Below are 23,181 nucleotides of genomic sequence, written 5' to 3' on the forward strand. Positions count from 1 at the left end.
CGATGCGCCGGACCTATTAACCGGCGAGGATGCGGCGAGGCTGTGATGTGCGTGGGACGCCGCCGACCCGCTACGATGTTTCTCGTGCCGGAGTCCACGTGACCTGCGGCGCGTGCGGGCGTAGCTCAATGGTAGAGCCCTAGTCTTCCAAACTAGCTACGCGGGTTCGATTCCCGTCGCCCGCTCCATATGACTCAGGGCCAGGTCGGAGAGCGATTCTCCGGACTGGCCCTGTGTCGTTGCCGGGCGGCCTCGGCCGTGGGGTCAAGTCGGGTCGGGGCGCTAGAAGTTGATCTGGTTGATCGTCTCCGCTATCGAGTCCAGGAACCTGTTCACCGACGGCGCCATGTCCGTGGAGGCCAGGAAGAAGCCGAACAGGACCGCGACGACGGCCGGGCCGCCCTTCAGGGAGCCGCCGCGGATCAGTACCACGAGGACGATCGCCAACAGCAGCACCACAGACAGTGAAATGGCCACAACTGATCACACCCTCGGTCGGTCCGCCTTGCCGGCCGCAGGAGCTCACGGCCTCGCACATACCCGCTCCCTCCATCGTGCCACCAACCGCCCCTCAGGTGTGGGTCCGTGACGAATCAGCGAGGGAGGGATCGCGCCAATCGGCCGGTCGGTGCGGCGGGTGGGCGACCGGTTGGACCCGGGGCGGGCGGATAAGTACGGACGCGAATTCCGCGTGATCATTTCGCAGTGCCCACAACTCCTTCACAGCTGATTATGAGATAGCCCTCAAGCGTCTACCCAGAGAATTCACTCGTAGTCACATCGAGGGCAACACCCAGTCAATATGCCCTATTTAAGGGGGATTAACAGGGGCATATCTACTGGTGGGCGACTCTTTCGGTCTCCAACACCCCACCGGCCCGGAAGGTTTTACTCAGCGCATTGTGCGGCGCTAGGCTCAATCAGATGTCCCACGCTCCGCACGGATATGAGAGGGCCCCGCTCCCCCGCACGCGGGAGTTGGATCCCGTCCCCCCAACGGCACCGACCTCATCGGCCGCTGTGGCCGAAAACCCTGTACGGACCCCTCGGGATTCCGCGAAGTCGACGCCCCCCACGGCCAAGACGTCCACGAAGCGAGACGCGTTCTTCGACAACGCGAAGTACCTGGCCATCGTGCTGGTGGCCATGGGCCACGCCTGGGAGCCCGTGATGGAGGGCAGCCGGGCGACGAAGGCGATCTACATGGTCGTCTACTCGTTCCACATGCCGGCCTTCATCATCATCTCCGGCTACTTCTCACGGAGTTACACCGGCCGCCCGGACCAGATCAGACGGCTGCTGACCGGTATCGCGGTCCCGTACATCGTCTTCGAGGTGGCGTACTCGCTGTTCAAGCGGGTCACGAACGATCCCGGCCACCCGATCAGTCTGCTCGACCCCTGGTATCTCACCTGGTTCCTGGCCGCGTTGTTCATCTGGCGGCTGACCACCCCGATCTGGCTGTCGCTGCGCCATCCCCTGCCGGTCGCCCTCGGTATCGCCGCGCTCGCCTCCTTCACACCGAACATCGGCGAGGACCTCAACCTCCAGCGCGTACTGCAATTCCTGCCGCTCTTCGTCCTGGGGCTCGTACTCAAGCCCGAGCACTTCCAGCTGGTCCGCCGTCGTGAGGTCAGGCTGCTGGCCGTGCCGGTCTTCGCGGGCGCGCTCGTCTTCGCGCACTGGGCGGCCGTCCGGATGGAGAACGCGTGGTTCTACCACAACAGCGCGGCGCAGGATCAGGGGGCGCCGTGGTGGATCGGCATCGTCATGACCTTCGCGCTGTTCGGCTCCTCGGTGGTGCTGACGGCCGCCTTCCTGGCGTGGGTGCCGCGCCGCAGGATGTGGTTCACGGCGCTCGGCGCCGGCACGATCTGCGGCTATCTGCTGCACGGTTTCCTGGTCAAGGGCGCGGTGTACAGCGGGATATTCGACACCAACGCCTGGCTGACCGAGCCGGTCGGCCGGGTCTTCCTGACGCTGCTCGCGGGCGTCGCGATGACGCTGCTGTGCACACCGCCGGTACGCCGGTTCTTCCGCTTCACGACGGAGCCGGAGATGGCGTGGGCCTTCCGGCGGGACCCTGCGCGGGGCCCGGTCCGGGACCCGGCGTCACGCGTGCGGCAGGCCGAGTAGCCGCCGTACCTCCGCGTACTTCACGGTGAGCCTGATCCGGGTCGCCTCGTCCAGCACGGCGAGGCGGCCCGGATCCGCGTTGTGCGCCAGATCCGACTCCTTGACCAGGAGCGCGCCCGGTGTGGCCAGAATGCGGCGGGTGTACGTGACGGTGTCCTCGCCCCTCACCTTCGTCACCGCCAGGACCATGTCCTTGACCGGACCCGGCAGCGCCGCGGCGTCGAGCCATGCGCGGGAGAGCGCGCCGTCCTCGACGGAGTCGTGCAGCCAGGCCGCCGCGATCTGCTCGTCCGAGCCGCCCCGCGCCCTGACCCCGTCGGCGACCGCCCGAAGATGCTCCGCGTACGGTCGGCCGGCCTTGTCGGTCTGGTCGGCGTGGGCCTCGCGGGCGATGAACTCGACCTCGTTCAGGCTGAGATACGTCATGTGTCCCACTCCATGGGTATGTCAAAAGTTGCAGGATAAATCGTTTGGTAAACTAATTACTGACGCTTCCTTGACGCGCCTTTGACTTGATGGAGGAACGGTCCCATCGGACACGCAGACACGCTCATAGCCATGGGCGGCGCCTTCCTCGCCGCCGCTTTCCTCGCCCGCCTCGGCAGCCGGATCGAGCTGCCGACGATCCCGCTGTTCATCCTGGCCGGAATCCTGCTCGGCCCGCACACGCCCGGCATCGTGCTCGTCTCCGACCCGCACGAGCTGGAGATGCTGTCGGCCCTCGGCCTCGTACTGCTGCTCTTCTATCTCGGTCTCGAATTCCATCTGGACGATCTGAAGGCCGGCGGCCGCAAGATGGCCCTCGCCGGCGGCGCCTATCTCTTGCTGAACGTGGGCGCCGGGCTCGGCTTCGGCTTCGCGCTGGGCTGGGGCACGTCCGAGGCGCTGGTCCTCGCCGGTGTGCTCGGTATCTCCTCGTCCGCGATCGTGACGAAGATCCTGGTCGACCTGGGGCGTATCGGGAATCCCGAGACCAAACCGATCCTCGGGATCATCGTCGTCGAGGACATCTTCCTGGCGCTCTACCTGGCCGCGCTCCAGCCGATCCTGTCCGGCGCCGACAGTCTCTCCGCCGCGCTGGCCGACGGTGGGAAGGCGTTCGGATTCCTGCTGCTGCTCGCCCTCGCCGCCCGCTTCGGCAAGAAGCTGATCAGCCGCCTCATCAACACGAAGGACGACGAACTGCTCGTCATCTCCTTCCTGGGGGCCGCGGTCTTCATGGCCGGGGTCTCCGAGTGGTTCGGTGTCGCGGACGCGATCGGCGCGTTCATGGTCGGTCTGATGCTGGGCAGTACGACCTCCGGTGACCGGATCCGCACACTCGTACACCCCCTGCGGGACGCGTTCGGCGCCATCTTCTTCTTCGCCTTCGGACTGTCCATCAACCCGGGCGACCTGCCGACGGTGCTGTGGCCGGTGCTGGCCGCCGTCGCCGTGACGCTGACGATGAACATCCTGGCCGGGCTGGTCGCGGCCCGCGTCTACCGCTTCGGGTCCGCTCCCGCGGCGAACATCGCGACGACGCTGGTCGCGCGCGGCGAATTCGCCCTGATCCTCGCGACGATGGCGGCGGGCGCGGCACTGGACGCGCGCCTGGCCCCGTTCATCGCGGGCTACGTCCTGATCCTCGCGGTCCTCGGCCCCCTGGCGGCGGCCAAGTCGCACTGGCTGGCAAGGGTGTTGCCGGGGGGCGGCCGTGGCAGTCGTGGCGGTGGTGACAGTGATGGTGATGGTGATGGTCCGTCGGGCGGTGATTCGTCCGGGGGTGAACTGTCGCTGGCCAAGACATCGGGCGCCTGAGCCGCGACGGGGGTCGGTGCCGAAGGGCGTCGCCCCCCGAGCGGTCCGCTCGACCGGCCCTACGACACCTGGCGTTCGGGTGCGCGCTCCGGTGTGTAGTCGTGGCCGAGCAGCAGGAGTGGTGTGGTCAGGAGCAGGAGGCCGGCGAGTGCGATCGCCGTGCGTGGGTCCGTGGCGGCGGCCAGCAGGCCCCACAGCGCGGTCAGGGCGGCGGTGGTGGTCTTCGTCGTGACCGACCACGCCGACAGGGTGCGGACGATCCGGTCCGTCGGGGTCTGTTCCAGGCGGTAGGTGGCGTACACCGGGTTGAACACGCCGATGCAGGTGATCAGTCCCAGCTCGACCGTGATGACCAGCGCCAGCCCGCCGGGGCCGGGGCCGACGAACGCCAGGGCGAGCGGCCAGCACGCGCGCAGGGTGCCGGCCGTGAGCATGACCCGGTGGCGGCCGAACCGGGTGACGAGGGGCTGGGAGAGGCGTGAGCCGATGATGCCGCCGACGCAGGGCACCGCGAACGCGACGGCGTACTGCCAGGGGGCGAATCCGAGGGGGCCGAGCATGAGGAAGGCGATCAGCGGCACAGGCGCCATGATCAGGCCGTTGACGAGGGCAGTGTTGAAGAACAGCGGGCGCAGGGCCGGGTGGGTCAGGATGTACCGCCATCCCTCGAACACGTCGGCGGCGCGGAACCGGCGGTCGCCGGAGCGCACCGGGCGCGGCTCCTGCCCCCCGATCGCGCGGATGCCCGCGGCCGACAGCAGATAGCTGACCGCGTTGACCACCACGGTCGTCAGCGGGCCGAGCAGGCTGATCGCGGCACCGCCGACCGGTGGGCCGAGGATGGTGGCGGTCCATGTCGTGGACTCGAAGCGGCCGTTCGCGACGAGCAGGTCCTCCGGGCGTACGAGCCACTTCAGATAGGCGCCGCTCGCGGCGGTGAAAGTGATGTCGGCCGCGGCGACGACGACCGACACCAGGAGGAGTTGGGCGAAGCCGAGCGCGCCGACGGCGTACGCGGCGGGGACGCTCATCAGCGCGGCGAAGCGGATCAGGTCCATCGCCACCATCACGGGCCGCTTGCGGCGGAACTCCACCCACGGGCCGAGCGGTACGGCCACCGCCGCGCCCACCGCGAGTCCCGCGGCGGCCAGCAGCGACACCTGGGCCGGGCCGACGTGCAGGACGAGGATCGCGATCAGGGTGAACGCGTCGAAGGCGAACCGGGTGCCGAACGCGCTGGCCGCGTACGCCGCCCAGAGCCATGCGAAGGGCCGCCCCAGCGAACGTCCGGACGCTTTCGCCGGGTCAGCCGGGTTGGTCGGGTCGGTCGGGTCGTTCCGGTCGGTCGGGGCAGCCTGGTCGGCCGGACCGGCCGGCTCGGCCGGATCCGCCACGGAATCTAGCCCTCTCGGCAGATCAGCAGGAGCGCCCTGTCGTCGTTCACGTGCTTCGCCACCGCCTCGATCAGATGCCACGCCGCGCCCTCGAAGCCCGCCGCGACGTAGCGGTCGGCCTCGCCCGAGAGGCGGTCGATGCCCTCGCTCAGGTCGCGGCCCGACGCCTCGACCAGGCCGTCCGTGAACAGCATCAGCACGTCGCCCGGCAGCAGGGACCCCTTCACCGGGTGGAACTCCGCGGGGTCGTAGACGCCCAGGAGCGGGCCCTCGGCCGCCATCTCCTCCCAGCGGCCGCTGCCCGCGTGGAGTTGGAGCGCGGGCAGATGGCCGGCGGACAGCAGCTCGTACTCGCCCGATTCGAGGTCCAGGACGAGATGGATGGAGGTCGCGAAGCCCTCGTCCCAGTTCTGGCGGAGCAGATAGCCGTTGGCGGCCGGCAGGAAGCCGTGCGGCGGGAGCGAGCCGAGCAGGCCGCCGAACGCGCCGGACAGCAGCAGCGCGCGGGAGCCCGCGTCCATGCCCTTGCCGGATACGTCCGTGAGGACGACTTCGAGCGTGCGGCCCCCGTTGGTGCGGGCCGCGACGACGAAGTCACCGGAGAAGGACTGGCCGCCGGCCGGCCGCAGCGACATCTCCCGGTGCCAGCCCTTCGGCAGGAGCGGCAGGGCGCTCTGGACCCGGATGCGTTCGCGCAGGTCGAAGAGCATCGTGCCGCCACGCCGCCACGGAACGCCGACGCGGGCCCTGAACTGGGCGATGAGCAGCCCGAAGATCCCGCAGGCCGCCACCACCAGGACGGTGCCCGGCGTGACCGTGGCCGGCCCCTGGTCGTACGGTCCGAGGACGAGCGATTCGACGATCAGCGCGATGGCGGCGGCCGCGTACAGACTGAGCAGGCTGGAGGGCCGCAGCAGCAGTCCTCCGGCCACGATCGGCAGAACCAGCGCGGACGGCGCGAACCAGACCGGGACCGCCATGGTGGCGAAGGCGATTCCCGGGACGGTCAGGAGCAGTCCGACGAGCGCGATCCAGTCCGAGCCGTCTCCCCGGAAGTAGTCGACACCGGACTTGCGCACGGCGTTGCGGGCCCGGTGCAGCGACTTGCGCATCCGGGCCGTGTACGAATCCACTTTCGCGCCACTGGCCATTGTCGTTGGACCTTATCCATCAGCGGGCCCGGCGTGCAGGGGGACCCCTGTGACATTGCGTTCGATACCGGGTCGCCTCGACCGCCCGCGTCCTGGTACTGATGGCATATGACCACAGACTTGCGAGTACTCGAAGCCTCCGACTGGGACCGCTGGTTCGGGACATTGGAGAGGGCGTTCGGCGGGGCGCTCACCAGCTCCGCCGAGGAGCGCGAGGTGTGGCGCTCCGTGACGGAGTACGAACGGTCCGTCGGTGTCTGGGACGGCGACGAGTGCGTGGGGACCGCGGGGGCCTACACCTTCGGGCTCACGGTGCCCGGCGGCGGTGTGGTGTCCGCGGCGGGTGTCACGATGGTGAGCGTCGCGGCGACGCACCGGCGGCGCGGGATCCTCACCTCCATGATGCGGCGGCAGTTGGACGACGTCCGCTCGTGGGGGCAGTCGGTCGCGCTGTTGACCGCGTCGGAGCCCGAGATCTACGGCCGGTTCGGATACGGCGTCGGCGCACGGCAGTTGAGCGCGGAGATCGATACGTCGCGTGTCTCGGTCAGGGTGCCCGCCGACGACGGCGCCGGCGACGGGACACGGCTGCGATACGTCGCGGTGGACGACGCGCGCGAGTCGATCGAGGCCGTGTACGCGCGCCTGGTCGCGAGCCGCCCCGGAATGCTGGCGCGCAGGCCCGGCTGGGACCGGAAGCTGCTGATCGACCCGCCGGAGGGGCGCGAGGGCGCCTCCGCGCTCCAGTGCGTACTCGCGCGGCGCGGCGAGGGCGACGGTGCCGAGACGGTGGGGTACGTGCTCTATCGCATCAAGCCCACGTGGGGTTCGGGGGCGGTGCCGAAGGGCACGGTCGTGGTCGATCAGGTGGCGGCCCTGGACCCGGTGACGTACGCCACTCTGTGGCGCTTCCTCGCCGAGATCGATCTGACGTCGACGGTGAGCGCGTCGAACCTGCCCGTGGACGACCCGATCCAGTTCCTGGTGTCCGACGTCCGGCGCTCCGACATCCGGGTGCGGGACTCGCTGCACGTACGGCTGGTGGAGGTGGGCGCGGCGCTCGCGGCGCGGGGCTATCAGGCGCCGGTGGACCTGGTGTTCGAGGTGGACGACGCCTTCTGCCCCTGGAACGAGGGGCGTTGGCGGCTGACCGGTGACGAGAAGGGCGCGTCCTGCGAGCGGACGGCGGACGCGGCCGATCTGTCGCTCTCCGTACGGGAGTTGGCCACGATGTATCTGGGCGACACCTCGCCGGCCGCGCTGGCGCGGGCGGGACTCGTACGCGAACTGCGCCCCGGCGCGCTGACGGAGGCGTCGGTCGCCTTCACCTCGCCGGTGGCGCCGTGGCTGCCGCACGGCTTCTGAGGCCGGACCGGGCCTAGGCCTTCTGGCACCCCGGGCACCAGAAGAGGTTGCGGGCGACGAGTGACGCCGTACGGATCTCGCTGCCGCACAGATGGCACGGCATGGTCGCGCGCCGGTAGACGTACACCTCACCGCCGTGGTCGTCCACGCGCGGCGCGCGGCCCATCGCCTCGGGCAGATGCTCGGGCCGTACGGTGTCGATGCGGCCGAGCCGTACGCCCTCCCGCATCAGCGCCACGAGGTCGGCCCAGATCGCGTCCCACTCGGCACGGGTGAGGTCACGGCCGGTGCGGTACGGGTCGATGCCGTGCCGGAAGAGGACTTCGGCCCGGTAGACGTTGCCGACGCCCGCGATGATCTTCTGGTCCATGAGCAGCGCGGCGACGGTGGTACGGGAGCGGGAGACCCGCGCCCAGGCGCGCTCCGGGTCGTTGCCGGGCGCGTCGGGCGGGCGCAGCGGGTCGGGGCCGAGCCGGTCGTGTATCGCCTGCTTCTCCGGTTCGGTGATCAGCGCGCAGGTCGTGGGGCCGCGCAGCTCCATGTACGACGTGTCGTTGAGCAGGCGCAGCCGGATGGTGTCGGTGGGCGGCGGAGCCGGGGTGTCACCGAGCGCGACCTTGCCGAACAGGCCGAGGTGGACATGGATCCAGCCGCTGTCGCCGAAGCCGACGAAGAGATGCTTCCCGTGGGCGCTCGCGCCGTCGATCACCCGGCCGTCGAGGAGCGCGGCGCTCTCGGTGAATCTGCCCTGGGGGCTGCTGACGCGTGCCGGGTCCGCGGTGAAGCGGCCGGTCAGATCCTGGGCGAGGCGGTGGATCGTATGCCCCTCGGGCACGAGGACTCCTTGGCGCGTGCTGCGTTGGTGCGTGGAGGGTGACATGGCGGTGCCGCCGGGCTCGGGCCCGGCGGCACCGTTCGCTGGTCCGGGTCGGCTCAGTCCTGATTCGGGTGGTGCGCCGGGATCGGGGGCAGTTCGCCGGTCGTCTCGTACGTCGCGAGCATCTCGATGCGGCGCGCGTGGCGCTCCTCGCCCGTGTACGGGGTGGCGAGGAAGATCTCGACGAACTTGGTCGACTCGTCCTGGGTGTGCATCCGGCCGCCGACGGAGATCACGTTCGCGTCGTTGTGCTCACGGCTGAGCGCGGCGGTCTGCTCGTTCCAGACGAGCGCGGCGCGCACGCCCTTCACCTTGTTCGCGGCCATCTGCTCGCCGTTTCCGGAGCCGCCGATCACGATGCCGAGGGCCTCGGGGTCGGCGGCCGTCCTCTCCGCGGCGCGGAGGCAGAACGGCGGATAGTCGTCCTGGGCGTCGTAGATGTGCGGGCCGCAGTCGACGGGCTCGTGGCCGTGGGCCTTGAGCCACTCGACGAGGTGGTTCTTGAGTTCGAAGCCGGCATGGTCGGAGCCGAGATACACGCGCATGGGCGAAGTGTGGCACGTCGGGCGCGGTGCGGGGCGCTCCGGGGTCGGGAGTGCCGTACCCATACATGACGGCGGATGTCAGGTATCGGCGTGAGGCTGCCCGTGTCCTGGACGCACTTCGCGGCGCGTACGCACGTGTGGATCGCACGTGCGGATGCGCACGTGCGGATGCGCACGTGCGGATGCGCACGTGCGGATGCGCACGTGCGGATGTATCAGTGGATGGAGAACTTCCCATGGCCGACAACTCGCTCACGGCGCTCCCGTTCGTCTTCCGGCCCGGCGACCTGGGCTACGACGACGAACTGGCCGGTTTCCAGCTGGGTTTCCAGCCGCGCCCCGACGTGGTCGTCGGGGCCACCGGCGTCGATGACGTACGGACGGCCGTCGCCCACGCCGCCGCGCGCGGTCTGCCCGTGGGTGTCCGAGCGACCGGCCACGGTGTGCCGGCGGCGGCCGAGGGCGGGCTGCTGATCACGACGAAGCGGATGGACGGGGTACGGATCGATCCCGTGGCGCGCACGGTCCGGATCGGGGCGGGCGTGCGCTGGCGGCAGGTGGTCGAGGCGGCCGGACCGTACGGGCTCGCCCCGCTGAACGGTTCGTCGCCGGGTGTCGGCGCCGTCTCGTACACCCTGGGCGGTGGACTGGGTCTGCTGGCACGGGAGTTCGGCTACGCCGCCGACCATGTGCGCGCCCTGGAGGTGGTCACGGCCGACGCCCGGCTGCGGCATGTGACGCCGTCGAGCGACCCCGATCTGTTCTGGGCGCTGCTGGGCGGCGGGCACAACTTCGGTGTGGTGACGGCACTTGAGATGGGTCTGGCGCCGGTGGCGCGGCTGTACGGCGGGGCGCTGCTCTTCGACGGCGAGCGGCGCGACGACGTCGTACGGGCTTATCTGGACTGGGTGGAGACCGTGCCCGACACGCTGACCTCTTCGCTCGCCGTCATGGTGTTCCCGGACCTGGAGCAGGTGCCGCCGTTCCTGCGGGGCCGGTACACCCTCTCGGTCCGTGTGGCGTTCAGCGGCGACATGGCGGAGGGTGAGCGGCTGGTGGCGCCGCTGCGGGCGATCGGGCCGACGATCACGGACTCGCTGCGGGAGATGCCGTACACGGAGTCGGCCACGATCCACAGCGATCCGGATTTCCCGCACGCGTACTGGGGGGACAGCGCGATGCTGTCGGGGCTGGACGCGGAGACGCTGACGGACCTGCTGGAGCTGACGGGTCCCGACGCCCCGACGATGTGCATCGTCCAGCTCAATCCGCTGGGCGGGGCGCTGGCGAGGGAGCCGACGGTGCCGAGCGCCGTCCCGTTCCGGGACGCGGCGTTCCTGATGCGGGGCCTGTCACCACTCGCCGGTCCGGATCTGGCGGCGGTCCGGGAGCTGTACGGCAGGTTCTTCGACCGGCTGGCTCCGGTGACCGTGGGCCGTTCGCTCAACTTCGTCTTCGCCGACGGCGCCAGGACGGAGGGGCTGTACGACGTCCGGACGGCGCGCCGGCTCGCCGGGCTCAAGGCCCACTACGACCCGGCGAACCTGTTCCGTCGCAACTACAACATCCGCCCGGCGCCCGCCGGCTCGTAGACCGGCGGTCAGTCCTGGCGGCCGACGAGCTTCCAGGAGGCGGGCAGCAGGCCCATCGCCAGCGCGGCCTTGAGTGCGTCACCGAGCAGGAACGGGGTGAGTCCGGCGGCCAGGGCCGCGCTCAGCGACAGGTCGGCGGCGACCGCGAGATACGGCACGCCGACCGCGTAGATGATGACGGAGCCGAGCACCATCGTCCCCGCGGTGCGCGGGACGGAACGGTCGCCGCCGCGCCGGGCCAGCGACCCCACGACCGTGGCGGCGAGCAGCATCCCGAGCACGTAACCGAAGGAGGCGCCGCCGGGGCCCGACGAGCCCTCGGAGAACCACGGCATGCCGACCATGCCGACCAGGGTGTAGACGGCGAGCGCGAGGAAGCCCCGGCGGGCGCCGAGCGCGGTGCCGACGAGCAGCGCGGCGAAGGTCTGGCCGGTGACCGGGACCGGGGAGCCGGGGACCGGGACGGCGATCTGCGCGGCGATACCGGTGAGGGCCGCGCCGCCGAGTACGAGGGCGGTGTCGACCGCGTACCGGTTCCGGGCGACGGGGAGCAGATCGGCGAGGACCGCTCCGGTACGGGTGGTGGCGGCAGCAGTGCTCATCGGGACTCCGCGAGGTGAGGACAGGTGTGTGGGCAGGGGAACAGGCTGACGGTAGCCCACCGCCGGGCGCCGGGACACGGGTGTCCGAGCACAACACGGCGGCCGGGGTAATGGTGGACTTCCGACAACTGGAGTGCTCCATGCGGCCGATGGGCGTGACGCTTGTCACGGAATTCACTCAGGTGAGGGTCGTGACACCTCGGTGGAGATCATTTTGCGTGGCGGGGCGACTGCCGAGCAGACTGTGACTTCCCACCAAAGGGCGGCGGAGTCGGGCGGTGGGTGCCTCTTCACCCCGGGTGAGCCCGGTGTCCGCATTGCGGAACCGGACTCCGTGTGAGCGGTACGCACGGCCAGACTGTGGCTTCCCCGCATCCGCCAATGAACAGGGCATCCCCATGTCACCCCCCACGCCTCGGACCCCCGTCCCCGAAGCCGCGGCCGAAGCCTCCGCCGCTCCCCGCGCCGACTCGGCGCTCACGCACGGACTCAAGCAGCGCCATCTGTCGATGATCGCGCTCGGCGGTGTGATCGGCGCCGGGCTGTTCGTCGGCTCGGGCGCGGGCATCGCCGCCGCCGGTCCGTCGATCGTCGTCGCGTACGGCGCCTCCGGACTGCTCGTCATGCTCGTGATGCGCATGCTCGGCGAGATGTCGGCGGCCAACCCGGCGTCCGGTTCCTTCTCCGTCCACGCCGAACGGGCGATCGGCCCGTGGGCCGGCTTCACCGCGGGCTGGGCCTTCTGGGTCCTGCTCTGTGTGGCGGTGGGACTGGAGGGGATCGGCGCGGCGCAGATCGTCTCCGGCTGGCTGCCCGGGACCCCGGAGTGGGCCTGGGTGGCGGGCTTCATGCTGGTCTTCCTCGGCACGAACCTGGCGGCCGTGAAGAACTTCGGCGAGTTCGAGTTCTGGTTCGCCTCGCTCAAGGTCGTCGCCATCGCGCTGTTCCTGGTGCTCGGCGTGCTCGCGATCCTCGGCGTCCTGCCCGACACCGACGCGCCCGGCACCGCCAACCTGACCGGCGACGGCGGTTTCCTGCCGAACGGCTCGGAGGGCCTGGTGATCGGCCTGCTGGCCTCCGTCTTCGCGTACGGCGGTCTGGAGACGGTCACCATCGCGGCGGCCGAGTCGGAGAACCCGGTCCGGGGTGTCGCGAAGGCCGTACGGACGGCGATGTGGCGCATCGCGCTCTTCTACGTCGGTTCGATGGTGGTCATCGTCACTCTGGTGCCGTGGGACGACCCGAAGATCGTCGAGAAGGGCTCAGGACCGTACGTCGCCATGCTCGACCGCCTCGCCATCCCCGGCGCGGGCCAGATCATGAACGTCGTCGTGCTGGTGGCGCTGCTGTCGGCGATGAACGCGAACATCTACGGCGCGTCGCGCATGGCCCGCTCCCTGGTGGTGCGGGGCCAGGGGCCGAGGGTGCTGGGCAAGGTGGCATCCGGCGTCCCGCGCAACGCGGTGCTGGCCTCGTCGGTCTTCGGTTTCCTCTGCGTCCTGCTCAGTTACTGGCGCCCGGACGACATTTTCGCCTGGCTGCTGAACATGACGGGCGCGGTGATCCTCGTCGTCTGGGCGTTCATCGCGGTCTCCCAACTGGTGCTGCGCCGCCGCACGGAGCGCGAGGCGCCTGAGAAACTGGTCGTACGGATGTGGCTGTTCCCGGCGCTGACCTGGATCTCGCTGGCGGGGATGGCGACGATATTCGCCCTGATGCTCCGTCAACCGGGCACGCGTGACCAGCTGTTGGCGACGGGGCTGCTGACGCTGGGGCTCGCGACGATCGGCGTCGTACGGCAGCGGCGGGCGGCTTCGGCGTCGGCTTCGGCTTCGGGCAGGTGACGGTCCGGTCGAGCGCGGTGTACGCACCGCCCTCGCCGCCGTCCCGCCGGTCACCCACGGCGCGCGGGACACGACCGGATTCGTCCCGCAGCTGAGGGCATCCCGGTCCGCCGCATCGCCGGGACCACCGGCCCCACCCGGGTGTGAGCCCTACTGACCCCGCCGGCCGAGGACGCAGAACTCGTTGCCTTCGGGATCCGCCAGGACAACCCACGGCTGATCACCCTGGCCGATATCGACACGCTGCGCGCCATGAGCCACCAGACGAGCCACCTCGGCGTCCTGGTCATCGGGCCTGAAGTCGAGATGCAGTCGGCTCTTGACCTTCTTGATCTCGTCGATCAGGACGAACTCCAGCCCCGGCATGCGATCCGGCTCCGGGCGGATCTCGAACTCCTCGTCGGAGGAGTGGACCACCACCCAGCCGAGAGCCGTGGCCCACCACTGCCCCAGGGCCGTCGGATCCACCGAGTGAACGATTACCTGCTCCCATTCCAAGGTCATCCGGCGATCCTAAGGGCTGTCCGGGCTTGGGAGAACAGGCGTGAGGACCGGCCCGGCAGGCTGGGGATCCTGCCGTACGAGTCGTCCGGCGAACAGGCGCACCGCCACGGCGCCACGGCGCCACGGGCGTTTGAACTCGCTGTGCCGCACACCGCTTTCGAAGGCCGCTCCTCGCCGAGAGTGAGGACGAGCGCCGGGGCACGTGTCCGTCGCCGAGGAACGCGACCTCGCCGTGGTCGGCTTTCCCATGACCGCGGCTGCTCCCGCGCCGGACCGCACCGGTCAGGTCGGCGGCCTCAGGCAGCCGGCAAGGCCCAAGGCGCGCAGGGTGCCGGGCTTCACTTCAAGACTTTCGAGTTCGTGGGCGAGGCGCAGCACCTGGGCTGCGACAGCGAGTTCGCGGGGTGTCTCGGGGACGGTGTCGCCGATACTCCGCAGAAACTCCGCGATCTTGCGCCAGGAGTAACCGTCGCTCCCGGCGGACCGGGCAGCGGCTCCGGAAATCCTGGTAGCGCCAAGGAACGACGGCGCCTCGATGTCGCAGGACAGCTCGCTCAGTTCGGCGGGGTCCGTGTGAACCGCGAACCGACTCGGGTGCTCAGGGCCGAGGACGTACGACACAGATCCGTCTGCGAAGGCGTCGCAGTGGTCGAAGGTGTTGGCCTGCTCAGCGGTCAGAGGCTGGTTGAGACGAAGGATGAAACTCCACTCGGACACAGAAAGCACTCCTCTCAGTGCTGATGGTCACGGACGAACCGATCGATTCGCTTCGCCTCATACGCAGATAACACCCAGAGCTACGAGCAGGGTACGTTCAGCGACAGAATGGCGGCCTGGTCACCCGCCATCCGCAGCTCCGTCACCGCCGCGTTCCGCAGGGCCGGGAACACCCGGCGGTAGTCGCTCAGCGGGATCGACAGGAGGTCGCAGAGCACCAGCCGCAACAGGGTGTTGTGGGCGACGACCAGTACCCGGGCGCCCTCGTGCGAGGAGGCGATCCGGTGGAGTGCGGCCGTGCCCCGGGTGGCGGCGGCGCGGGGGTCCTCCGCTGCCGGGAAGGGGTTCACCACCGGGTCGGCGCGGAAGGCCGCCGCCGCCGTGGGGTCCACCGCCTCGAACTCGGCGAGCGTGCGGCCCTCCATCACCCCGAAGTCGCATTCACGCAGGTCGTGTTCGCGTTCCGGTACGAGGTCGAGTGCCCGGCAGGCGGGCTCGGCCGTGGCGATCGCGCGGGGCACCGTCGACGTCCACACGGCGTCGATGCCGGCGCCCAACGCCGCCTGCCGCCCCGCCCACCACCCCAGCCGCACCGCCTGGGCCCGGCCCTCGTCGGTGAGGTCGACGTCGCTCACGCCCGCGTAGCGGTTCTCGGCGTGCCAGAGCGTCCGGCCGTGGCGGGCCAGCAGCAGGGTCGTACTCACGGAGCCTCCATAGCGTCGGCGCGGGTGCGGGCGTGAGTGGCGACGGGTGCCGGGAGCCAGCCGCGCCGTTCCAGTTCGGCCACCATCCTCAGGTACGGCGGGAGGAAGCGCGCGGTACGCGCCGGGTCGGGGCGCAGGACGTGGCTGAGGCCGACCATGCGCTTGGCCGCGTCCGCGAGGGTGGGGGCGGCGCCCGCGCCGTACGCGGCGAGGACGGCCATCCCGAGCGCCGGTTCGCTGTGCCGGGGGATGTGCACGCTCCGGCCGAGGATGTCGGTGCGCAGCTGGTTCCAGTACGCGCTCCGTGAGCCGCCGCCGGTGAAGGTCAGCGGGCCGTGCTGCGGGGCGCCGAGGTGGTCCAGGTAGTCGAGGCAGAGCCGTTCGGTGTGTCCGACGCCCTGGAGGAGCGCCGCCCAGTGGTCGGCGTCGGACCGGGGTTCGCCGAGCAGGAAGGGCGTGGCGTCGGGGGCGAGGAAGGGGAACCTCTCGCCGCGCGAGACCAGTGGGTAGGCGAGCGCGTTCGACGGTTCGTGCGCGGGGGCGAGAGTGTCGAAGCGCGCCGGGTCCGCGTGGGGGAAGGCGCGGGACAGTGCGCCCGCGCCGACGCCGGAGGCGCCACCGGGGAGCCAACTGCCCTCCGGGGCGCGGTGGTTGTAGACCACGCCGGTGTCGTCGTGGACCGGGGACGCGGTGACGCCTTTGAGGACGAGCGTGGTGCCGAGGACCGAGTTCCAGGAGCCGATGCCCAGGGATCCCGAGGCGATCTGGGCCGCGCAGCCGTCGGTCATCCCCGCGATCACGGGGGTGCCGGCGGGGATGCCCGTGGCCGCCTCGCCGTCCGCGCCGACCTCGCCGAGCCGTGTGCCCGGGCGGACAACCTCCGGGAAGAGGCCGGGGCCGAGTCCGAGCGCGGCCAGTTCGTCACGCGGCCAGGCGTCGGCCGTCAGGTCGTAGCCCGTCTTCAGGGCGTGGCTGGAGTCCGTGGGGGTACGGCGGCCGACCAGGCGGGAGACGACGAGATCGGGCTGGTGGGTGAGGCGTACGTCCGAAGTCCGGGCGTGCTCCCTCAGCAGCCACATCACCTTCGGCAGCGCCCACGTCGGCTGGACGCCCAGCCCTCGTTCGCGCGCCAGCGCGGCCTCGGCTGTCGCGCGCCCGTCGTCGTACATCAGACCGGGGGTGAGCGGGCGGCCGGCGCCGTCGGTGAGCAGGACCGTGCCGGAGGTGCCGCACACCGCGAGCGCGCCGACCGGACCGGGCGGGCGGTCCCGCAGGGCTGCGCCGACGGCCGTGCGCACCGCCTCCCACCAGTCGTCCGGCGACTGCTCGTGCCGTACCCCGTCGCGGCTGCCGCCGAGTGGGGCCGCACCGCTGCCGAGCACGGCCCCGTCGTCGTCGACGAGTACCGCACGGACGCTCTGTGTACCGAGATCGATACCCATCCACATAACGGCTCCCTCTGTGAAGTTCTCACTCTGCACCGAGATTTAGCGATGCGCGAGGGATTGACGCGCAACTACCGGTGTTCCAAGCTCTGTTAACCACTCGAAGGAACGCGTTATCTGGCCGGACCGTGGAGGTCACGGATGGACATGCACGGGCACCTCGGGCACGACCGGCGGCGTTTCCTCGCCCTCACCGCGGCGGCGTCGTCCGTCCCGCTGCTGAGCGCCTGCGGGGCCGGCTTCGGTGGCGACGACAGCAAGAGCGACGGGTCGGCGGCCGACGATGTCACCGGATCCTTCGACTGGCAGCGGCACAAGGGCACGACCGTCAAGGCGCTGCTCAACAAGCATCCGTACACGGACGCGCTGATCGCCGATCTCAAGACCTTCACCGCGAAGACCGGTATCAAGGTCGAGTACGACGTGTTCCCCGAGGACAACTACTTCGACAAGCTGACCGTGGACCTCTCCAGCGGCCGGGCGTCGTACGACATCTTCATGCTCGGCGCCTACATGGTGTGGCAGTACGGCCCGCCGGGCTGGCTGGAGGATCTCGGTCCGTGGATGCGCAACGAGGCGGCCACCGGCGCCGAATGGGACCAGGACGACTTCCTGCCGAGCCTCCTCGAAGGCACCCGGTGGTCCCTGAAGGCCGGGACGCCGCTCGGGCAGGGCGGGCAGTACGCACTGCCGTGGGGCTGGGAGGCCAATGTCGTCGCGTACAACAGGGAGGTCTTCGACAAGCTGGGGCTGCGGCCGGCGGAGTCCTTCGACGAGCTGCGTGAACTCGCGGGGACCATCAAGCGCAAGGCGCCGGGCGCCGGTTTCGACGGGATGTACGGGGTCGCGGTGCGCGGCTCGCGGAGCTGGGCGACGATCCATCCCGGCTTCATGACGATGTTCTCCCGCTACAAGCTGAAGGACTTCACGGTCGACGGGGAGAGCCTGAAGCCCGCCATGAACTCGCCCGAGGCCATCACCTTCACCCGTGACTGGGCGGACATGGTCAAGAAGGGCGGGCCGCCCTCGTGGACCTCGTACACCTGGTACCAGTGCTCCAGCGACCTGGGCGCGAAGAAGGCGGGCATGCTCTTCGACGCGGACACCGCCGCGTACTTCCAGGCGGTGAAGGGCGCCTCGCCCGCCGCCGGGAACATCGCCTTCCATCCGGGGCCGAAGGGGCCGGACGGATCGCTGGCGACCAACATGTGGATCTGGTCGCTCGGGATGAACGCCAAGAGCAAGAAGAAGAGCGCCGCCTGGCTGTTCCTCCAGTGGGCCACCGGCAAGGAGCACCTGCGCAAGGGCGCGATCGAGTACAACCACATCGATCCGGTGCGCAAGTCGGTGAGCGACGACCCGGAGTACCGGAACAAGATGAAGGAACTCCCCGGCTTCATCGAGACGTTCGAGGCCGTCCAGGACCAGACGCGGATCCAGTTCACCCCGCAGGAGCAGTTCTTCGACGCGACCACGAGCTGGGCGTCGGCGCTCCAGGAGATCTACGGGGGCAAGAGCGCGGGGCCGGTGCTGAACGGCCTGGCGGACGATCTGGCCTCGAAGGTCGGGTGACACCCCATGTCCTCGTCGACGGAGGCCGATCACGGGGCGGCCTCGTCCGACGACGCGGCCGTGGCCGGCGCCCCTGACAAGGCGTCGGCCGCGGAACCGGGCTCGGGCGCTCCCCCGCCCGAGCTTGGCGCGGAACGGAGCGCGGAACCGAACACGGAACGAGGCACAGAACGGAGCGTCCCCCGATGGCGGCGCACCCTGCGGCCGTATCTGCTCATCGTGCCCGCCCTCCTGCTGACCGGCGGGATCCTCTACCCCTTCGGACTCGGCCTGTACTACACGGTGTTCGACTTCGCGGCGAGCAAGCCGCAGCCGGACTTCGTGGGCCTGGAGAACTACCGGCGGATCTTCACCGACTCCTCCTTCTGGGACTCGGCGTGGGTGACGGTGCTGTACGCGGTCGGCGCCGCCGGCGTCGAGACGGTGCTCGGCGTCGCCGTGGCCCTGCTGCTGTACCGCTCGACCCTGGTCGGGCGGGTGCTGGAGAAGGTCCTCATCCTGCCGCTGATGATCGCGCCGGTGATCGCCGCGATCATCTGGAAGCTAATGCTCCAGCCGTCGGTCGGGGTGGTGAACCACCTTCTGCGGCCGTTCGGTCTCGGCGGCGTGCAGTGGACGGACACCCCGGCGGGCGCGCTGCTCTCCTCGATCGCCGTGGACGTGTGGGTCTACACACCGTTCGTCGCGATCCTGGCGCTCGCCGGGCTGCGCTCCCTGCCCACCTCCCCCTTCGAGGCGGCGGCGGTCGACGGTGCGGGCTGGTGGTTCACCTTCCGCAAGCTGACGATGCCGATGCTGTGGCCGTACGTCCTGGTCGCCGTGATCTTCCGGTTCATGGACTCGCTGAAGGTCTTCGACATCATCTACGCCCTGACGGAGGGCGGCCCCGCCGATTCCACGGTGGTGCTCCAGATCCGCGCGTATCTGGAGGCGATCCGCTTCCAGCGCTACTCGTTCGGGCTGAGCTACATGATCGTGCTGTGGGCGGTGGTCTATCTGGCGGCGATGGTGCTGGTGCGCTATCTGGGCCGGATCCAGAACCGGGCAGCGGAGGTGCCGAAGTGACGAGACGTCAGAGGAGCGCGAGGCCGAACGGCGCCGGGAAACGGCGGGTGTTGGGGATCGCCGCCGACGGCGCGCTGATCCTCTACTTCCTCTTCGCGCTCTTCCCCGTCGCGTGGATGGTCGTCCTCTCCCTGAAGCCGGCGAACGAGCTGTTCAGCACCTACTTCTCCTTCACCCCGACCCTGGACTCCTACCGGACGGTGCTCGGTGCGGGCCAGGACGAGGGCGTGCCGTTCGTACGGTTCTTCGTCAACAGCCTGGTGGTGTCGCTCGGGGCGGTCGGGCTCTCCCTGGTGATCGGGCTGCCCGCCGCGTACGCCGCCGCGCGCTGGCGGTTCCGCGGCTCGGAGAATCTGATGTTCACGCTGCTGTCGTTCCGCTTCGCGCCCGAACTGACCGTGATCATCCCGCTGTTCGTGCTCTACCAGCAGCTCGGTCTCTTCGACACGTACGTCGGCATGATCTGGGTCCTGCAACTGGTCACGCTGCCGCTGATCGTGTGGATCATGCGGTCGTACTTCGCCGATCTGTCACCGGAGCTGGAGCAGGCGGCGCTGCTCGACGGCTACACCCGTAAACAGGCGTTCTTCCGGGTCGCGCTGCCGCTGGTGAAGCCGGGTATCGCCGCCGTGTCCCTGCTGGCCTTCATCTTCGCGTGGAACAACTTCGTCTTCCCGCTGATCCTCACGTCCTCGGAGGCGCAGACCGTGACCGTGGGCGCGCTGTCGTTCCTCGGCGGCGACCGGCCCAAGTACAACCTGACGGCCGCCGCCGCGCTCGTGTCGGTGATCCCGCCGCTGCTCCTCGCGCTCACGATCCAGCGGTATCTGGTGCGGGGGCTGTCGTTCGGGGCGGTGAAGTCATGACACCGGCCGCGTCCGGCTCCACCTCGATCGGGCTGCGCGGCGTCCACAAGTCGTACGGGCGCACCACCGCGCTCGACGGCCTCGAACTGGACGTCGCCGAGGGCGAGTTCTTCTGTCTGCTCGGCCCCTCCGGCGCGGGCAAGACGACCACGCTCAAGACCGTCGCCGGTCTGGAGGAGCCCGACTCCGGCGCTGTCGAGCTGGGCGGCCGGGACATGACCGGCGTCGAGCCGTACGACCGGGGCGTGGCCATGTGCTTCGAGTCGTACGCGCTCTATCCACACCGCTCGGCCTACGACAACCTCGCCTCGCCGCTGCGCTCCCCCAAGTACCGGCTGCCGACGGCCGAGGCCCGGACCCGGATCCATGAGATCGCCGAACTCCTCGGTATCGAGCAGCTGTTGGAGCGTCCTGTCGGCGCGCTGTCGAACGGGCAGCGGCAGCGGGTGGCCCTCGGCCGGGTGCTCGTACGGCCCGCGCGCGCGTTCCTCCTCGACGAACCGCTCTCCCACCTCGACGCCAAACTCCGCCAGGCGATGCGCGCGGAGCTGAAGGCGATCGGCGATGTCCGGCACACCACCACGCTGTACGTCACGCACGACTCGGTGGAGGCGCTGGCGCTCGGTGACCGGATCGGGGTGATTCGGGACGGGCGGATCGTCCAGACCGGGACGCGGGAGGAGATCTGGCACCGGCCGTACGACACGTTCGTCGCCGGCGCCTTCGGGCGTCCGCTGATCAATCTGCTGCCGGGGACGGTCACCGCGGACGGGCACTTCGGGTCGGCGGAGGGCGGCTTCGAGCTGCCGGTGGACGTACCGGCGGCGCCGGGCACCGCCGTACAGCTGGGCATACGGCCGAGGGACGTCACCCTGGACGGCGGAAGAGGCGGGGACGGTGGGAACGGCGGGGAAGGCGAGAACGGCGCGCTGGAGCTGACCGGCACCGTCTACGTCACCGAGGTCCTCGGCCGCGCCACCGAGGTCACCGTCCGGCTCGGCTCCCGGCAGTTGTCGCTCGTCGCCCCGCGCGCCGCCGCGGCCGGTCTGCGCGTGGACGATCCTGTGCGGCTCTCCGTAGGACTTGAGAACCTGCTCCTGTTCGAGGCCGACCGGCCGGAGCGTCCAGGACGAAGGATCACGAGATGAGCACCCAGCAGCAGCGCGGCCCCGCCCCGCGCCAGGCGGCGATAGCCGAGTACGTCCTCGGCCGGGGCGAGGGCACCGCCGCCGAGCTGGCCGAGCGGTTCGACGTCAGTCTGATGACCATCCACCGGGATCTGGACGAGCTGGAACGGCAGGGAATCGTCAGGAAGTTCAGGGGCGGGGTGACCGCCCAGCCGTCCGGCGTGTTCGAGTCGAACGTCGCCTTCCGGCTCAAGGCCATGCACGAGGAGAAGGCGGCGGTCGCGCGGCACGCGCTGACCCTCATCGAGCCCGGCATGGCGGTGATGCTGGACGACTCGACCTCCACCCTGGAGATCGCGCGCCGCCTCAACTCCATCACCCCGCTGACCGTCGTCACCAACTTCCTGGAGGCGATCAATCTGCTGTCCGGGGAGCGCGGCATCCATCTGATGGCACTCGGCGGTGACTACGACCCCCTGCACTCCTCCTTCCTCGGTGTCAGTTGCGTCGAGGCCGTGCAGTCCCTCCAGGTCGACGTCTGTTTCACCTCCACCTCCGCCGTCTCCGGGGGCTTCGCGTACCACCAGGAGCAGCACATCGTCTCCGTGAAGCGGGCGATGCTCGCCTCGGCGGCCAGGAACGTCCTGCTGCTCGACCACTCCAAGCTCGGCCGGGTCGCCCTGCACCGGCTGGCTCCGCTCTCCGCCTTCGACCTGGTGCTCGTCGACGCCGGCGCCTCCGCCGAGGCACTGCGCGACCTCGACGAGCACAAGGTCCCCTACCAAGTCTGTGAGGTGGGCGGTGACTGACCCAGCCCCTTTCCGGCGGATCTTCGCGGGCCCGAGGCGCCTGGCACGGCACCTCACCGCGTTGTCGGAGTCGTCCAAGTACGTCCGGTACGAGAACGATCCGCCGCCTCGCGACGCACCGCACCGGACGCCCCGGGCTGATCAGCGAACATCCGCCGGAAAGGGGCTGGCCCTGCGTGACCTGCGCAAGACCTATGTGGCGCGCGGCCGTCCCCCCGTCGACGCGGTGCGCGGCATCGACATCGAGCTGCGCTCGGGCGAGCTGCTCGGTCTGCTCGGCCCGTCCGGCTGCGGCAAGTCCACGACGCTGCGGATGATCGCCGGACTGGAGGAGGTCACCGGCGGCGACATACTGGTCGGCGGCGACTCCGTCGTGGCCCTGCCGGCGCGGCGGCGCAACATGGGTGTGGCCTTCGAGAACTACGCGCTCTACCCGCCGCTGACCGTCGCGGAGAATCTCGGCTTCGGGCTCGCGGCGCGGGGCCTGCACGGGGCCGGGGAACGGGCCCGGCGGGTCGCCGACATGGCGGAGCGGATCGGCCTGACCGACCTCCTGGCCGCCCGGCCCGCCGGTCTGTCCAGCGGCCAGAAACAGCGTGTGGCGCTGGCGAGGGCGCTGATCCGGGAGCCCGACGTACTGCTCCTGGACGAGCCGCTGTCCCATCTGGACGCCGCGCAGCGCGACACGACCCGCCGTGAACTCAAGCGCATACAGCGGGACCTGGGCCATACGACGATCCTCGTCACGCACGACCAGGAGGAGGCGCTGTCGCTCGCCGACCGGATCGCGGTGATGAAGGACGGCGTGATCCAGCAGCTCGGCACGCCGTACGAGATCTACGACGCCCCGGCGAATGTGTTCGTCGCCGACTTCGTGGGGGAGCCGGCGATCAATCAGCTGCCGGGCGTCGTGGAGGCCGGCGGGTGGGTACGGCTCGGGCCTTCGGTGCGTCTCCCGTGCCCGGCCGGTCCGCCCGTCGGCCGCGCGGTGGTGCTGGGCATCCGTCCGGAGGACCTGCGGCTGACCCGGGAGGGTGAGGCGGGGCCCGGGACGGGGGACACCGGG

Annotated in this window: 22 protein-coding genes and 1 tRNA gene; 12 read left to right on the forward strand and 11 right to left on the reverse strand. The window is 70.2% G+C overall.

The features are described 5' to 3' along the window. The first annotated feature begins 114 nt into the window (after positions 1 to 114). Positions 115 to 188 (forward strand) — tRNA-Gly (locus tag P3L51_RS02755). 94 nt (positions 189 to 282) lie between these two features. On the opposite strand, the gene P3L51_RS02760 is transcribed toward P3L51_RS02755, so the two are convergent. Then, positions 283 to 477 carry a hypothetical protein gene (locus P3L51_RS02760; RefSeq protein WP_354603385.1) on the reverse strand — a complete coding sequence of 65 codons (195 nt, stop codon included), beginning with the start codon at positions 475 to 477 and terminating at the stop codon, positions 283 to 285. A gap of 447 nt (positions 478 to 924) precedes the next feature. Here P3L51_RS02760 and P3L51_RS02765 point away from each other — a divergent pair, with 447 nt between their 5' ends. Then, complete coding sequence (locus P3L51_RS02765) at positions 925 to 2,136, forward strand: acyltransferase family protein (protein WP_354603386.1); 1,212 nt, start codon at positions 925 to 927, stop codon at positions 2,134 to 2,136. Here P3L51_RS02765 and P3L51_RS02770 read toward each other — a convergent pair. Continuing rightward, complete coding sequence (locus tag P3L51_RS02770) at positions 2,113 to 2,562, reverse strand: HD domain-containing protein (protein ID WP_354603387.1); 450 nt, start codon at positions 2,560 to 2,562, stop codon at positions 2,113 to 2,115. The two genes, P3L51_RS02765 and P3L51_RS02770, sit on opposite strands and share 24 nt — an antisense overlap. A 132-nt stretch (positions 2,563 to 2,694) precedes the next feature. Between P3L51_RS02770 and P3L51_RS02775 the strand changes: the two genes are divergently transcribed. Continuing rightward, positions 2,695 to 3,936 carry a cation:proton antiporter gene (locus tag P3L51_RS02775; RefSeq protein WP_354603388.1) on the forward strand — a complete coding sequence of 414 codons (1,242 nt, stop codon included), beginning with the start codon at positions 2,695 to 2,697 and terminating at the stop codon, positions 3,934 to 3,936. Positions 3,937 to 3,995: 59 nt separating this feature from the next. On the opposite strand, the gene P3L51_RS02780 is transcribed toward P3L51_RS02775, so the two are convergent. Beyond that, a complete protein-coding gene (locus P3L51_RS02780; protein ID WP_354603409.1) occupies positions 3,996 to 5,216 on the reverse strand; it encodes an MFS transporter in 1,221 nt (406 codons plus the stop codon). A gap of 119 nt (positions 5,217 to 5,335) precedes the next feature. After that, complete coding sequence (locus tag P3L51_RS02785) at positions 5,336 to 6,481, reverse strand: PP2C family protein-serine/threonine phosphatase (RefSeq protein WP_354603389.1); 1,146 nt, start codon at positions 6,479 to 6,481, stop codon at positions 5,336 to 5,338. Between the two features lie 108 nt (positions 6,482 to 6,589). Here P3L51_RS02785 and P3L51_RS02790 point away from each other — a divergent pair, with 108 nt between their 5' ends. Next, positions 6,590 to 7,846, forward strand: coding sequence for a GNAT family N-acetyltransferase (locus P3L51_RS02790; RefSeq protein ID WP_354603390.1), 1,257 nt, complete (start codon positions 6,590 to 6,592; stop codon positions 7,844 to 7,846). 13 nt (positions 7,847 to 7,859) lie between these two features. On the opposite strand, the gene P3L51_RS02795 is transcribed toward P3L51_RS02790, so the two are convergent. Together P3L51_RS02795 and P3L51_RS02800 are read right to left on the reverse strand one after the other, a co-directional pair. Then, on the reverse strand, positions 7,860 to 8,681 hold the full coding sequence (locus P3L51_RS02795; protein WP_354603391.1) for an Fpg/Nei family DNA glycosylase: 822 nt from the start codon (positions 8,679 to 8,681) through the stop codon (positions 7,860 to 7,862). A 98-nt stretch (positions 8,682 to 8,779) separates the two neighbouring features. Further along, a complete protein-coding gene (locus P3L51_RS02800) occupies positions 8,780 to 9,268 on the reverse strand; it encodes a ribose-5-phosphate isomerase (protein ID WP_354603392.1) in 489 nt (162 codons plus the stop codon). 236 nt (positions 9,269 to 9,504) lie between these two features. Here P3L51_RS02800 and P3L51_RS02805 point away from each other — a divergent pair, with 236 nt between their 5' ends. Next, complete coding sequence (locus tag P3L51_RS02805) at positions 9,505 to 10,860, forward strand: FAD-binding oxidoreductase (RefSeq protein WP_354603393.1); 1,356 nt, start codon at positions 9,505 to 9,507, stop codon at positions 10,858 to 10,860. 8 nt (positions 10,861 to 10,868) lie between these two features. Here the strand turns inward: P3L51_RS02805 and P3L51_RS02810 are convergent, their stop codons facing one another. Next, complete coding sequence (locus tag P3L51_RS02810; RefSeq protein WP_354603394.1) at positions 10,869 to 11,462, reverse strand: biotin transporter BioY; 594 nt, start codon at positions 11,460 to 11,462, stop codon at positions 10,869 to 10,871. Between the two features lie 398 nt (positions 11,463 to 11,860). Between P3L51_RS02810 and P3L51_RS02815 the strand changes: the two genes are divergently transcribed. After that, positions 11,861 to 13,306 carry an amino acid permease gene (locus tag P3L51_RS02815; RefSeq protein WP_354603395.1) on the forward strand — a complete coding sequence of 482 codons (1,446 nt, stop codon included), beginning with the start codon at positions 11,861 to 11,863 and terminating at the stop codon, positions 13,304 to 13,306. 150 nt (positions 13,307 to 13,456) lie between these two features. Here the strand turns inward: P3L51_RS02815 and P3L51_RS02820 are convergent, their stop codons facing one another. From P3L51_RS02820 to P3L51_RS02835, 4 genes are all read right to left on the reverse strand, one after another. Continuing rightward, the gene (locus tag P3L51_RS02820; RefSeq protein WP_354603396.1) at positions 13,457 to 13,810 is read right to left on the reverse strand and encodes a VOC family protein; all 354 of its coding nucleotides are present in this window, start codon (positions 13,808 to 13,810) and stop codon (positions 13,457 to 13,459) included. Between the two features lie 282 nt (positions 13,811 to 14,092). Further along, complete coding sequence (locus tag P3L51_RS02825) at positions 14,093 to 14,527, reverse strand: hypothetical protein (protein ID WP_354603397.1); 435 nt, start codon at positions 14,525 to 14,527, stop codon at positions 14,093 to 14,095. Positions 14,528 to 14,607: 80 nt separating this feature from the next. After that, on the reverse strand, positions 14,608 to 15,231 hold the full coding sequence (locus tag P3L51_RS02830; protein ID WP_354603398.1) for a histidine phosphatase family protein: 624 nt from the start codon (positions 15,229 to 15,231) through the stop codon (positions 14,608 to 14,610). Continuing rightward, positions 15,228 to 16,679: an FGGY-family carbohydrate kinase gene (locus tag P3L51_RS02835; RefSeq protein WP_354603399.1), complete on the reverse strand. Its 1,452-nt coding sequence runs from the start codon at positions 16,677 to 16,679 to the stop codon at positions 15,228 to 15,230. Before P3L51_RS02835 ends, P3L51_RS02830 begins: the two co-directional genes overlap by 4 nt. 138 nt (positions 16,680 to 16,817) lie before the next feature. On the opposite strand from P3L51_RS02835, the gene P3L51_RS02840 reads away from it, so the two are divergent. From P3L51_RS02840 to P3L51_RS02865, 6 genes are all read left to right on the forward strand, one after another. Further along, positions 16,818 to 18,248: an ABC transporter substrate-binding protein gene (locus P3L51_RS02840; protein ID WP_354603400.1), complete on the forward strand. Its 1,431-nt coding sequence runs from the start codon at positions 16,818 to 16,820 to the stop codon at positions 18,246 to 18,248. A gap of 6 nt (positions 18,249 to 18,254) precedes the next feature. Beyond that, entirely contained in the window at positions 18,255 to 19,313 is a 1,059-nt protein-coding gene (locus P3L51_RS02845) for a carbohydrate ABC transporter permease (RefSeq protein WP_354603401.1), read from the forward strand. Next, the gene (locus P3L51_RS02850) at positions 19,310 to 20,179 is read left to right on the forward strand and encodes a carbohydrate ABC transporter permease (protein ID WP_354603402.1); all 870 of its coding nucleotides are present in this window, start codon (positions 19,310 to 19,312) and stop codon (positions 20,177 to 20,179) included. The genes P3L51_RS02845 and P3L51_RS02850 overlap by 4 nt, the downstream gene beginning before the upstream one ends. Then, the gene (locus tag P3L51_RS02855; protein WP_354603403.1) at positions 20,176 to 21,327 is read left to right on the forward strand and encodes an ABC transporter ATP-binding protein; all 1,152 of its coding nucleotides are present in this window, start codon (positions 20,176 to 20,178) and stop codon (positions 21,325 to 21,327) included. Before P3L51_RS02850 ends, P3L51_RS02855 begins: the two co-directional genes overlap by 4 nt. Then, positions 21,324 to 22,115 carry a DeoR/GlpR family DNA-binding transcription regulator gene (locus P3L51_RS02860; RefSeq protein ID WP_354603404.1) on the forward strand — a complete coding sequence of 264 codons (792 nt, stop codon included), beginning with the start codon at positions 21,324 to 21,326 and terminating at the stop codon, positions 22,113 to 22,115. The genes P3L51_RS02855 and P3L51_RS02860 overlap by 4 nt, the downstream gene beginning before the upstream one ends. Continuing rightward, on the forward strand, positions 22,108 to 23,181 hold a 1,074-nt coding region (locus P3L51_RS02865), incomplete at its 3' end, for an ABC transporter ATP-binding protein (RefSeq protein WP_354603405.1). The genes P3L51_RS02860 and P3L51_RS02865, both read left to right, overlap by 8 nt.

Origin of the sequence: Streptomyces panacea (assembly GCF_040560175.1) — a bacterium.
Lineage (GTDB): Bacteria > Actinomycetota > Actinomycetes > Streptomycetales > Streptomycetaceae > Streptomyces > Streptomyces panacea.